Source organism: Psychrobacillus sp. FSL K6-4046 (assembly GCF_038624605.1).
Lineage (GTDB): Bacteria > Bacillota > Bacilli > Bacillales_A > Planococcaceae > Psychrobacillus.
In genome coordinates, this window is sequence record NZ_CP152020.1 from 2976563 (window position 1) to 2989651 (window position 13089).

The 13089-nt window shown below is 36.2% G+C and carries 12 protein-coding genes; 7 read left to right on the forward strand and 5 right to left on the reverse strand.

Annotated elements, in window-relative coordinates; all coding sequences use genetic code 11:
- Positions 1–3 precede the first annotated feature (3 nt).
- The gene (locus MKY09_RS14635; protein WP_251552731.1) at positions 4–1029 is read right to left on the reverse strand and encodes a DctP family TRAP transporter solute-binding subunit; all 1026 of its coding nucleotides are present in this window, start codon (positions 1027–1029) and stop codon (positions 4–6) included.
- Positions 1026–1694, reverse strand: coding sequence for a GntR family transcriptional regulator (locus MKY09_RS14640; protein WP_342566996.1), 669 nt, complete (start codon positions 1692–1694; stop codon positions 1026–1028). The genes MKY09_RS14635 and MKY09_RS14640 overlap by 4 nt, the downstream gene beginning before the upstream one ends.
- Before the next feature lie 105 nt (positions 1695–1799).
- On the opposite strand from MKY09_RS14640, the gene MKY09_RS14645 reads away from it, so the two are divergent.
- A complete protein-coding gene (locus MKY09_RS14645; RefSeq protein WP_342566997.1) occupies positions 1800–3164 on the forward strand; it encodes an FAD-linked oxidase C-terminal domain-containing protein in 1365 nt (454 codons plus the stop codon).
- A gap of 116 nt (positions 3165–3280) precedes the next feature.
- Here the strand turns inward: MKY09_RS14645 and guaC are convergent, their stop codons facing one another.
- On the reverse strand, positions 3281–4264 hold the full coding sequence (gene guaC / locus MKY09_RS14650) for a GMP reductase (protein ID WP_342566998.1): 984 nt from the start codon (positions 4262–4264) through the stop codon (positions 3281–3283).
- A 323-nt stretch (positions 4265–4587) separates the two neighbouring features.
- Between guaC and MKY09_RS14655 the strand changes: the two genes are divergently transcribed.
- Positions 4588–4764 carry a hypothetical protein gene (locus MKY09_RS14655; RefSeq protein ID WP_169358773.1) on the forward strand — a complete coding sequence of 59 codons (177 nt, stop codon included), beginning with the start codon at positions 4588–4590 and terminating at the stop codon, positions 4762–4764.
- A gap of 263 nt (positions 4765–5027) precedes the next feature.
- On the forward strand, positions 5028–7019 hold the full coding sequence (locus MKY09_RS14660; protein ID WP_298467024.1) for a thioredoxin domain-containing protein: 1992 nt from the start codon (positions 5028–5030) through the stop codon (positions 7017–7019).
- A 21-nt stretch (positions 7020–7040) separates the two neighbouring features.
- On the opposite strand, the gene MKY09_RS14665 is transcribed toward MKY09_RS14660, so the two are convergent.
- Positions 7041–7238, reverse strand: coding sequence for a hypothetical protein (locus tag MKY09_RS14665; RefSeq protein WP_169358771.1), 198 nt, complete (start codon positions 7236–7238; stop codon positions 7041–7043).
- Between the two features lie 210 nt (positions 7239–7448).
- Between MKY09_RS14665 and MKY09_RS14670 the strand changes: the two genes are divergently transcribed.
- The 4 genes from MKY09_RS14670 to menC all read left to right on the forward strand — a co-directional run bounded on the left by MKY09_RS14670 (position 7449) and on the right by menC (position 10293).
- On the forward strand, positions 7449–7598 hold the full coding sequence (locus tag MKY09_RS14670) for a hypothetical protein (protein WP_169358770.1): 150 nt from the start codon (positions 7449–7451) through the stop codon (positions 7596–7598).
- A 336-nt stretch (positions 7599–7934) separates the two neighbouring features.
- Positions 7935–8795: a MurR/RpiR family transcriptional regulator gene (locus tag MKY09_RS14675; RefSeq protein WP_298467020.1), complete on the forward strand. Its 861-nt coding sequence runs from the start codon at positions 7935–7937 to the stop codon at positions 8793–8795.
- 71 nt (positions 8796–8866) lie between these two features.
- Entirely contained in the window at positions 8867–9157 is a 291-nt protein-coding gene (locus MKY09_RS14680; RefSeq protein ID WP_298467017.1) for a hypothetical protein, read from the forward strand.
- A gap of 26 nt (positions 9158–9183) precedes the next feature.
- Complete coding sequence (gene menC, locus MKY09_RS14685) at positions 9184–10293, forward strand: o-succinylbenzoate synthase (RefSeq protein ID WP_298467014.1); 1110 nt, start codon at positions 9184–9186, stop codon at positions 10291–10293.
- Positions 10294–10766: 473 nt separating this feature from the next.
- Here menC and MKY09_RS14690 read toward each other — a convergent pair whose 3' ends face one another.
- Positions 10767–13082 carry a 5'-nucleotidase C-terminal domain-containing protein gene (locus MKY09_RS14690; protein WP_342566999.1) on the reverse strand — a complete coding sequence of 772 codons (2316 nt, stop codon included), beginning with the start codon at positions 13080–13082 and terminating at the stop codon, positions 10767–10769.
- Positions 13083–13089: the final 7 nt, after the last annotated feature.

Below are 13089 nucleotides of genomic sequence, written 5' to 3' on the forward strand. Positions count from 1 at the left end.
CTATTATTGATTGTTTGCTTCTTCTGCCATATTAACTAAATCTTCTCCTATTTCAGCCACGTATTTGTCATATACGGATTGAGTTGCGGCCTTGAACTCGTCCCGTTGCTCATCAGTCAGCTCATTTACTTGCATGCCCTCTTCTTTTAATTTCTCAAGAAATTCTACATCTTGCTTTTGAGCAATTTCACGTTGCTCTGTTCGATACTCTTCAGATGCAGTTTGCACTAACTCCTGCAAATCGTCTGGTAAACTATTAAAGAAGTCATTGTTCATCAACAAAATAGTTGCAGCATAGACGTGGCTAGTTAAAGTTAGATATTCCTGAACCTCGTAAAACTTGTTTGTATAATATAAAGAAATGGGTGATTCCATTGCTTCATATGTATTTTGTTGCAGTGCCGTGTATAATTCCCCAAAAGCAAAAGGTGAGGCATTGGCACCAAAAGCTTTAAATGTGTCTGTATGTACTGGGTTTTCTAATGTTCGATATTTTAAGCCCTTTAAATCTTCTATTCCCTCTATTGGTCCCTCGTTATTAGACATATGACGGAATCCATTCTCCGCAAAAACAAGTCCCTTCATATCATTGCTCTCTAATTCAGCAAGCAGCTTATCTCCTAATTCTCCATCGAGCGCACGATATGCTGCATCATGGTCATTAAACAAAAATGGTAAGTCAAAAACCATAAACTTTTTATTGAAAGAAGCTAATGGTGCTACTGCTGGAATAGTCATTTCAATATTACCTAACTGTACAGCTTCAATTCCTTCACGATCGGATGCATATAATTGTCCATTTGGATATAGTTCAACTTTTAAACGTCCATCCGATTCTTCCTCTAACTTTTCTTTAAAAGACTTAGCTGCTAGATGAGTAGATTGCTCTTCAGATACTAAGTATGCAATTCGAAGTGTATATTGCTCTTGTTCCTCCCCTGAGCTAGATGTTGACGTACTTGTTGATGGCCTTCCACATGCGCTTAACGTAAGTAAAGTGATCAGTAGTATAGCTAATAATTTTTTCATTTCTTTTCCTCCTCATTGAAATATAATAAAAATCTTCTTTCTACATTATCTAGGTGAATTGCCATAAGTTGTTTAGCCAAATCGTTATCTTGTACCCGCAGGGCACGTACTATCTCTTCATGCTCATAATAAGCCTCCTCTACGCTGACCTCTAATGTATTGGAAAGAATCAGAAAAGCACGATTACTTCCAGCGTTAGCATCATTTATCAGTTCACCCAGCTTTCTGTTGGGTCCTATACTTCCAATCAGCAAATGAAACTGTTGATCTAAGTCGTTAAACGTGTTGTATCTTTCTTCTTTAATGGAAGTTAATTGCTCCACAAGATTTTCTTCTAGTGCACACAATACTTCCTCGGAAATATAATTTGCATTTTGGTCAATATTATATATTTCTAATAATCTACGTATTTCCATATAGTGTAGCCCGTCTTCTTTTGTAAAAGTTGCTACAATTGCCGGTTTAGCCTTATTTACTTCAACTAGACCCTCAGCTGCTAATCTTTTTAAAGCTTCACGCAGGGGAGTTCGACTAATCCCTAAATCTAACGCTAGCTTTTCTTCCGGTAATTCTTCCTGCTGTGCTAGTTTTCCACTAATGATAGCGTCCTTTAAAGCATTAAACGCTTGATCAGCTAAAGATTCTTTTGGAGAAAGCTTTTTCAAAATAATTTCTCCTTCCTGTATACTGTATACATGAATAATATATTATGTTAATATTATTGTAAATAAATATTTTGAATTTTTAGATATACAGGAGGATTGTCATTTATGGAAGCACATCTATTTGACCAATTTGAAGAAGTACTAGGAAAAGAGAAAATAAGTAAAAGTGAATCAGAATTATATAGACATAGTCGAGATGAATCCTCCCACCCTTTTGTGGAGCCAGATTTTGTATTGTTCCCGGATAGTGTAGAGGACATTGTGACCGTTCTTAAAATAGCTAATGAACATAAAGTACCTGTTACTCCATATGGCGCTGGTTCTGGCCTTGAAGGTCAAGCTATTCCAATTCACAAGGGGATTTCTATTAGTTTTGATAATATGAAAAAAATAATAGAATTTAATCCTGAGGATATGATGGTTACTGTGGAGCCAGGTATCACTCGTCTACAGCTAAACCATTTTGTTAATAAGCACGGTCTATACTTTCCAATTGATCCTGGTGCTGATGCCTCCATTGGAGGAATGGTTGCAAATAATGCAAGTGGAACGACCGCTGTACGATACGGCTCAATGAGAGATCAAATTTTAGATTTAGAAGTTGTTTTAGCAAACGGTACCGTTATCCATACAGGATCCAAGGCAAAAAAATCTTCCTCGGGCTATAACTTGAATGGAATTATGGCTGGATCAGAAGGAACGTTAGGAGTAATTACAAAGGTTACTTTAAAGCTTCATGGCATTCCAGAAAAAGTGATAGCTGCTCGTTGTACGTTTGAGTCACCTGGAAAATGTGCTGAAGCTGCTCAAGCAGTTTTATCGTGTGGGATTCCGGTACTTAGAATGGAATTAGTAGATGCTGAAAGTATAAAACAAGTAAATGTATATGGGGATTATGGATTCCCAGAAGAGCACTCTCTATTCTTTGAATTTGCAGGTACTCCGAATATCGTGGAAGAAGAAGCAACAGTAGTTGAAGAGTTAATGAAGGATTTAGGATGCAGCAATTGGGAGCGCGCCAATTCCCCAAAAGACCGAGCTGACATTTGGAAGGCTCGTCATGAGCTCTCTTATGCCTATAAGCATATTAAAGGAAAAGATAACACTGGAGCTGACGCATGTGTGCCTATCTCTAAGCTAGCAGAAATGGTCGTATTTGGTCGCACGCTAATAGAAGAAAGTGGTCTCCTAGGTGGCGTCTTCGGACATGTTGGTGATGGTAATTTCCACACGATGGTCATGTACGACCCTAACGATCCAACAGAAGTAGCAAAAGCCAAGTATACAAATGATCAGATTGCTTTAAAAGCAATAGACTTAGGTGGCAGTTGTACAGGGGAGCACGGAGTTGGAGTCGGTAAAATGAAATACCAGCTTAAGGAGCATGGTGAGGCAGTGGAACTAATGAAGTCTATTAAATTATTATTTGATCCAAATGGAATTTTAAACCCTGGGAAAATATTTATTTAGTTCTTCGTATTTTTATGTAATAACACGAATAATTAGTAGAAAGTAGTAATATATGCTTTCGAGAAAATTTAAAAGGACTGCTCAGTTTAATTCACTGTGCAGTCCTTTTTTTAAAATTAATATACCTTATCTCCATTAAAAATGGAGTTTTTCACAACGACATAATCTACATTACGAATAGCGTCCAATTTGTTTCCGCCTGCATACGAAATGGAAGATTGTAAATCCTGCTCCATTTCTCTTAAAGTATCCTCAAGATGTCCTTTATGCTCGACGAACATTTTTTTACCTTCGACGTTTTTCTTCTCGCCTTTTTGAAATTCAGAAGCAGATCCGAAGTATTCTTTAAAACGTTTTCCATCTTTTTCAATCGTAACTCCAGGAGATTCCTCATGACCAGCAAAAAGTGAACCGACCATTACCATGGATGCACCAAATCGAACAGATTTAGCTATATCGCCATGTGTACGAATACCGCCATCCGCTATGATTGGTTTACTAGCAGCTTTTGCACACCAGCGTAATGCAGCTAACTGCCATCCACCAGTTCCAAAGCCTGTTTTAATCTTTGTAATACAAACCTTACCTGGTCCAATCCCAACTTTAGTAGCGTCTGCTCCAGCATTTTCTAACTCCCGTACAGCCTCTGGAGTTCCTACATTTCCTGCAATCACAAAGCTTTTTGGCAAATATCTTTTAATATGCTTAATCATATTAATCACGGCATTAGAATGACCATGTGCAATATCTATTGTAATAAATTCAGGCACTAATGACTTGTTCGCTAATTCCTCTATGAAATGATATTCTTCCTCTTTGACACCGACACTTATCGAAGCAATCAAGCCTTTAGATTGCATATCCTTAATAAAATCTATACGCTTTTCTGGCTGAAATCGGTGCATGATATAAAAGTATCCTTTTTCAGCTAAATACAAAGCTATTTTTTCGTCTATAATTGTTTGCATGTTTGCAGGGACTACCGGTAATTTAAATTTATACCCACCTAACGAAACTGTCGTATCACATTCCGAACGACTGTTAACCACACATTTCGCAGGAATTAATTGAATATCCTCATAATCAAATACGTTTTCCACGCCTCAACACTCCCAAACACGAATATTTATATTAAAAACTAAGGTAATTGTTCGCCCATTTGATAATTTACATGATTTCTCCACTCTTGTCAAAGACTTTTAGAGAAAAACATGAATATTAGGAACGAAGACATAGGAGCATTTGTATGAAAGGGCATGAAAATAACGTGAAGGAGCGATATATAGTAAATAAAAAGGTTTATAACTAACCCGTAAATCAAATAGTGCCTACTCGTGTGAATTAAGAAATTATTTTGTAGACAGGCACGAGCGGAATCCATTACTAATCTATTTCATATGTTAAGAGAGAGGAGGTTTTTATTATGTTGCCAGCTATACTATTACAGTTTGCTTACCTATTTATTTTTATATGGTCAGTAGCTATGCTAGTACAAGACTTTCAAGGGACACAAAAAAACTGGTTAACGGTTTTATTGCACATATCTGTAGCAATCGTTTCCCTCAACTATTTACTTGTGTCACTCGGCGTAAGTATTTAGCAATTGTAAAGAATCCTGTTTACCTAAGCGTAAACAGGATTCTTTTTTTCTTCATCAATAAAACTTAGCTCCTGTGTGTTATTAAAAGAACTTTAGTCATTTTATTTTCTATTAAAGTTTCGCTTTATTTACATAGAAAAATCATGAAAGTGATGCCACTAAAATTCAGCTATACTAGAGATATTTTCAAGAAATAAAGAGTAACTAATTAGCAGTAAGGGTAAAGTGTTTAATAACATTTAAAGACAGAAAGTGGGATGTTCATGTCGTCACAATGTCACAATAGATTATCCAAAGAAAAATCTCCCTATTTACTTCAGCATGCCAATAATCCTGTTGATTGGTTTCCATGGGGAGAGGAAGCTTTTGAAAAAGCACACAAGGAAAACAAACCTCTGTTTGTAAGCATTGGCTATAGTACATGCCACTGGTGTCACGTAATGGAAAGAGAATCGTTCGAGGATCAAGAGGTCGCTAACATATTAAATAAGCATTTCATATCGATTAAAGTAGATCGTGAAGAAAGACCGGATATTGACTCGATATATATGACTATTTGTCAAATGCTAACTGGAGAAAGCGGCTGGCCACTCCATGTTTTTCTAACGCCTGACCAAAAACCTTTTTACGCGGGAACCTATTTTCCAAAGGAACAAAAATATGGGAAACCTGGACTGTTAGATTTATTGCCTCGCTTACATAAAGCATATGAAAATGAATTTGATCAACTAGAAGAAGTAAGTGAAAAATTAATAGAAGCCTTTCAAGTAACTACTACAACTAACAACCATACAGCTATAGAGCCAAATATAATAGAAACTGCCTTTCATCAGTTAGCTGGTATGTTCGATTCTCAGCACGGAGGCTTCGGTAAAGAACCTAAGTTTCCCTCCCCTCTACAGTTGCTCTTTTTAATGAGGTATTATCATGAAACTAATGAGGATGATGCCCTTCATATGGTTGAAATTACATTAGACGGTATTGCTCGTGGTGGAATTTCAGATCATCTTGGTGGTGGATTTGCTAGATACTCAACGGATGAAATGTGGCTTACTCCACATTTTGAGAAAATGCTCTATGACCAGGCATTACTTTTAATGGCATATACGGAGGCTTATCAAATTACTAGAATCCCTCAGTATGAAGAAGTTGTATACAACACTGTTAAATTTGTTGAACGAGAAATGACTCATCCCGAAGGTCCATTCTATTCAGCAATTGATGCGGACAGTGAAGGTGAAGAAGGAACTTATTATGTTTGGTCTTTTCAGGAAGTAATACAAGTCTTGGGTGAGGATGAGGGTACACTTTTTGCAAGATCCTATGATATTACAGAAGAAGGTAATTTTGATGGAAGAAATATACCTAATTTAATCTATACTGATATTGCTTCTATTCTAGAGGAATTTAATATATCGGAGGATGAATTGGAAGAACGATTAGATGCTTCTAAAGCTATTCTATTAGAGCATCGTCAGAATAGGGCTTACCCACATATTGACGACAAAATAATTACCTCATGGAATGCTTTAATGATTGCCGCTCTTGCCAAAGCTGGAGCCGCTTTTACGAATCCTCACTTTATAAGCTCTGCAAAAAGAGCTGTGCAATTTATTGAAAATCATCTTATTAAGGAAAATGTTTTATACGCAACTTATAGAGATGGTGAAGCGAAGAACGTTGCTTATTTGGATGATTATGCAAATTTGTTGTGGGCATTTGTTGAGCTTTATGAAGCAACGGATGAGGAAGAGTATTTAGAGAAGGCAAAACAGATAGCCTCAGAGATCATGGACAACTTTAAAGATGAAGTAAATGGTGGATTTTATTTTACGAGTACACGTGGAGAAAAACTAATTGTTCGAGAAAAAATAATTATGGATCAAATTATTCCTGCTGGGAACGGGACAATCGCTTGGCAGTTTTGGAGGTTAGCTAAAATTACCGACAATCCAGATATGCTTCAACTAGCTGAAAATACTATTTCCACTTTTGCTGAGGAAATTACACTTTATCCTACCTCTCTATTGTCTTCGCTAATGGCATTCCAATCGTTAAATAGCAAAGGAAGAGAAATTAAGTTAATTGGTAACCCAATAAGCGATATCTTAAAGGTGCTTCAGACAACATATAGACCGTTTGATATTTGGTCAACCACAGCGCCTTTAGAAGCCTTGTCGGTAGAAATTTGTCAAAATAATAGTTGCCATGCACCACTTAAAGATATAGAAAAAGTCATTAAAGAAATAACTTAAATAAATTCCATGGAGAAGACATCAAGAGTGGTCTTCTTTTTTTGGTATGTGAATATACATCTCAATCAGCTTTACTTTTTCACTCAATTCAATTAAAGCTCGCATTATTTGTTGCTGGTCGATTTTTGTCATGCTAGTTTGATGCACCATTTGTTCTACTGACTTTTCCACATGAATTATACTTTTATTCATTCCATCTACAAAATGTTGAACCGACATTAATAGACCTCCTTCTTTTTTATTATTTTACTCTATCTACTTTTTTCTGCAATTTTCAGAATTAAATATATATCGTGATTATGACATAATGCGATGATATACGCATAAATAATAGAATTTTAGCCTCAATTTACAGAACGAAATTTTTTTTTTGGACTTTTTTCTTTTCCGCTAGAATATATTGAAGTAAAAGTTGAGAGGGGATATTGGTTGAGCTCAAATTCAAATCCTGTTGATTCTAATGAAATGAAAAGAAGGCAAGATCTAGATGAAATTGCCTCCCTTAATATGATTGGAGAAGGCTGTCCATTTTTTGACGAAGAAGAAAAAATAGTTCAGGAGAAAAAAGAGAATAAATAACTATCCCCCACCATACGTGGGGTTTTTTATTGGGTTGCGCGAAAATGCAGTTATGAAATTTTTATGAACTTGATTGGATTAGCTAAAACCGTTGACCTAAAACATAAATCAATTAACTTTCACCTATAAATAAGAACATTCTGTACCTTATTGTTTGTGTCCTTTATAAAAAAAGGATTTTATATATATACATTGATATATACTATTTAAAACCCCTATCTAAAAAAAGTAATTGTAATGAATGGAATATTATGATAAATTAAGCATTATCAGAAATTGAAGCTTAACCTTCAAACGACATAAAAAATAACGCCTTAACTTCAAAAGGAGAACCCCGTGCAATTACAAAATCTTATTCGTGAAAATTTTGTTACTATGTCTAAAAGCCAAAAAAAAATGGCTACTTATGTATTAGATCATCCTCGGGATATAGCGCTTTGTTCAGCTGCCGAATTAGGAGGAAGAATAGGAATTAGTGAATCCACTGTTATTCGATTTTCCTATACACTTGGCTTTTCCGGCTATGTAGAACTTCAAAAGCTTATGCGTGAACATTATTTTATCAACGAATCCTCAACAAGTCCTTACCAATACACAGAAATTGAATTATCTAAGGAAGAAAGCTTTCATAGACAAGTCATGGAAAAAGATATTCAATCTATTCAAGCTACTATGGATCAAATCGATGCCGCATCTTATTACGCAGCCGTACAAAGACTTTCAAAGGCAAAATCAATATATGTATTAGGCCTTCGTACCTCCTACCCTGCCGCCAATTGGCTTTCCTTTTCAATTGGTTTAGTAAAAGAAAATGTTCACTTTATAAGACCGGACACAGAAGATGTGATTAGGACCATTGCTAGCATGAATTCAAATTCGGTAGTAATTATTATATCGTTTCACCGTTATTTGAAAGAAACGCTTCAAATTGCAGAATTAGTTAGAAAACAAAAGGCTTATATTATTGGCATAAGTGATTCTATGCTTGCCCCTATACATGAATATAGCGACGTGTTATTCCCTGTATCTACACAAAACAAGTCAACCTTTGATGCCGTTGCACCTTTGTTTTCTTTTATGAATGCCATTGTTTCAGGGTTAATAGTGGAACAAAAGGATGCCTTTAAAAATAGACAGCTGATGTATCAAAGTATCCCAAGTCATTTTCTTTTTGAAGGTGCCGATGAAAATTCTTAATTTTAGTAGGATATCAATGAAATTAAGTATAAAAAGTGGTAGATTAAGAGTAAGAAAGCGGAGGATAATCGATGCCGGAGAATACAAAGTTTACACAGCCTTTTCACATTGACTTTACAGAAAATAATTATCCTGTCTTAATCGAGCCACGCATATTTGTACCGACTGAGGAAGCTTATGAAGTGCCAATTCCTCAACTGATTCAAGAAATGCGGGTCACAGAGCCTGATTTAGCATTAAAATGGGACCTTCAGATTAGAAAAATCATACAAACTCTATTCATTGAAAATTATTCCATAATTGCTGTTCGTAAAACTAAGGAACCGGTGAATTATTATCAGTTTATAAAAAAGATGAAATAACCTCCCAATTAAGGAGCTCTATAAAAATGATTATTAAAAAAGTAAAATTACATCATCTAAATATGACGATGAAAAATTCGTTTGTAACAAGCTTTGGCAGTGTACAGGAGAAGCCTTTTTTATTAGTCGAAGTTATGGACGAAAGTGGAAATACCGGCTGGGGTGAGTCTACCGCCTTTCATGCCCCTTGGTATAACGAGGAAACCTTTCAAACTAATTTACATATTATAAAGGATTTCTTAATCCCGTTACTATTAAATAGGAATATAAATCACCCAGATGAAGTGTCTGCTATATTTTCCCCTATTCGTAAAAACAATATGGCTAAGGCTGCGATAGAAGGTGCTGTTTGGGATCTTTACGCAAAAAGAAATAGTCTTCCTTTATCTCAAGCACTTGGTGGGACCTTCAAAAATATCGAAGTGGGAGTCAGCATTGGCTTACAAAAGAGTTCTGATGAACTTATAAGTGTCGTAAAGAATTACGTACAGGAAGGGTATAAACGTATTAAAGTGAAAATCAAACCCGGTAGCGATATTTCTTTAATCTCTGCTCTAAGAGAAACGTTTCCCGAATTACCTTTAATGGCAGATGCTAATTCAGCCTATACCTTAGATGACATAGAAATATTTAGGCAGCTTGATCAATATAATCTTTTAATGATTGAGCAGCCTTTAGGTTACGATGATATAGTTGACCACTCAAAACTTCAACGAGAAATTAAAACACCTATTTGCTTAGATGAAAGTATCCTGTCACTTGAAGATGTAAAAAAAGCCATAGAATTAGGTAGCGCTAAAGTTATTAATATAAAAATAAGTCGCGTCGGGGGACTTACAGTAGCAAAAAAAATTCATGACTATTGCTTAGAAAAAAATATACCAGTTTGGTGTGGTGGAATGCTGGAGGCTGGTATTGGCCGTGCACATAATATTGCACTTGCCTCGTTACCTAACTTTACGTTTCCGGGAGACACATCAAGTTCATCCCGATATTGGGAGGAGGATATTATTACTCCTGAAGTCGTTGCCAAGGATGGATATATTACAGTGCCGACAGGCTATGGGATAGGCTATGAGCCGAATTTAGAATCAATTAAAAAATTCACGGAGAATCTGTGGGAATTTAAAGCCTAGAAAATATCTTCATTTAAAAAAGGGCTGTAAGTGCAAACTACACTTACAGCCCTATTGTCATGTGTCAATCCTTTTTAAAGAATATTACGTATACTTGTTCCCTCCTACTTATTCTCATCTAAAAAGAGGGTGGGACAAAACTCTACTCAAAAATAAAAAGCCTCGAAAATTTTACGACCTTGTAAATTTTTCGAGGCTTCTATTCAAATATACCTGTAGTTGTTTTCCGTTACAGTGGACGCTTTCCGGGGGCACGGCTTCAATCTCCTCGTCGCTTCGCTCCTGCAGGGCTTTCAGCTCGTGCTGTTCCCCCAGGAGTCGCCACCTCCACTTCAAACAACTAAAATTGAAAGGTTTCTTACAAGAAATTGTGCGGACCTTTAAAATGAAGTAAAAACATGAAATCGAGTTTCCGTTTCATGTTTTTTAATTTATAGACTAGTTACGTCCCAGCCTCCTGAAAAAAGTTAAGACTATTTTTTTACATCTACAATTCTACCTTCTATTTCTGTAGGTATTTTATCAAGGGATTCAAACTGTTCTCTTAAATTCTCCCAATCAGAAAGACCTAAGTCAGTTACTTTACCAGCTTTATAAATTTTCTCGAAAACATCGTAGCTGTCTCCACCCTTAGCTGTAAACGCATTGGTAGCAATTACATAAGTCTCTGTATCCTTCACGTCTACTAATTTACCATCAGCACCAAAGTATTTAATAGAAACAACTCTTTCACCCGCTGGCTTCGATGAGTCAAATTCTACCTTACCTCCAGCAACGTGTAAGAATCCTCCATTTTCCTTTGGATATGATTTAAAGCTAATCTCAAATGCAGCCTTCAGGTCAGCACCACTGATTTCCATTGTCGCTAATGTATTACCGAAAGGAAGTACCGTAATTACGTCACCAACCGTGATTGGTCCTGCTTTAATATCTGAACGAATTCCTCCACCATTTTGAAGTGCCATGATTACTTTGGCATCATACTTTTTAGCTTTTGCTAACATTCCATCTGTAATTATATTGCCGAGGATCGTTTCATTTTTACGTACGCTTGACTGTGAATCATCACCACTTAGGCGAGGATTTTCTAAATCTTTATCTGTAGTTACTCCAATTTCTTTTGATTCAACTTCTTTAACTTTCGTGGAGTACTTTTCGATAAGCTTAAGGGCTTCCTCATCATCTTTTTGATCTTTTATCGGTATTAAAGCACCTTCATGAGCTATTACTTTACCATCTTTATCGAAGTCTACCTCTAAAGTGCCTAGGAATTCGCTATATTGATATGCTTGCACAATCACGGTAGGATCTTTCTCAACACCCTTACTGTCTTTATTAACAATCACAGGCTTGTCCAGCTGTGTATGACTGTGTCCACCAACAATTACATCGATTCCTGTGACAGCGGCTGCTAGCATCAAATCATTATCTACTGCGGGGTTGTCATCGTAACCAATATGAGTAACTGCCATTACTTTGTTAATTCCTTGTTTTTCAAACTCATCTACCATCGTTTGAGCTGCTTTAATGTAGTCTGTAAATTTCACTTTTTCTGGACTTGAAATTCCTTCTGTTTCAGCAGTCGTTAAACCAAAGATACCAACTTTTTGACCGTTAATTTCCTTTACGATACCGCTGTAGATTTGTCCATTTTTAGGGTCCGATGATACTTTTACATTAAATAGCCCATTGAATAAATCATCTTGAGAGAAGTCTACGTTGGAGCTAACAAATGGGAAATTGGATTTCTCGATAAACTCTTTTAAAGCTTTATGTCCCTCAGGAGAAGACCCTAAATCAAATTCGTGGTTACCAAACGTCATCACATCATAGTTCATGAGATTCATCATTTCTACGTCTGCTTGTCCCTTGAATTCGTTAAAGTACAGTGTACCAGTCAATACATCTCCTGCATCTACAAGTAGGGCATCTGGATGCAACGTTCTATATTCTTTCACTGCCGTGACACGTTTTGGCCCTTTTTCTACGTGGCCATGTGTATCATTGACATGCATAACAGATAGAGTGAAGTCTGCATCTACATGATCAGCTAATGCATGAACCATCTCTAAAAGCTGTTTAACTGCAGGAAGATCCTTGTCACTTGGTAGTCTGTCAAGAAGTGGCTGGATTGTTTCAATTACTTTATTTGCTTCCTCTGTTTTATCTGCAGTCAGTAATGCCTGCGCTTGCTTAACCTTCATATAAACGGTCACCGGAACCATCAATTCGTTTCTTACTTCATTAGCTGGATCCTTGTATTGAGTTAGCAATAGATGACGAGCATCTCTTCCAGTAAAACGATAAAGTATTGCAGTTCTTGTTTTTAATTGGGCAGAAAGCTTATGATAGCCTTTCTCAATTTTTTCCCAGTCGTTACCCGCTTCAGCAGCTTCAATTTCTTTCATAATTGGTGTTAAATATTTGTCTGCATAGTTATAAGCATCGATATAAGGAATAAGTCCTTTTGTCACTCGTTCAGCATATAATTCATCTAAGCTTTTTAAAAGGGCAGATTTATTTTTTACATTCGATTTATTAATTTCATTTCTTGCTTTTTGATAATTGGCTTTAGCTTTGTTTAAAATAGGATACAACTCTTTGCTCGTTGCCAGTTTTCCAGCTTGAGCAGGTGTGTTATAAGAATAGGATGCTTGTTTGATGTCTTTTCTGGCATTATCTACTACCTGTTGAAAAGATGTACTTGCGAAGGAAATGCTTGAAGCTGAGAATAATGATGTAGCTACGATTGCGGCTACTGCAGTCTGTTTAATTTTTTTGTTTCTCATGTCTTAC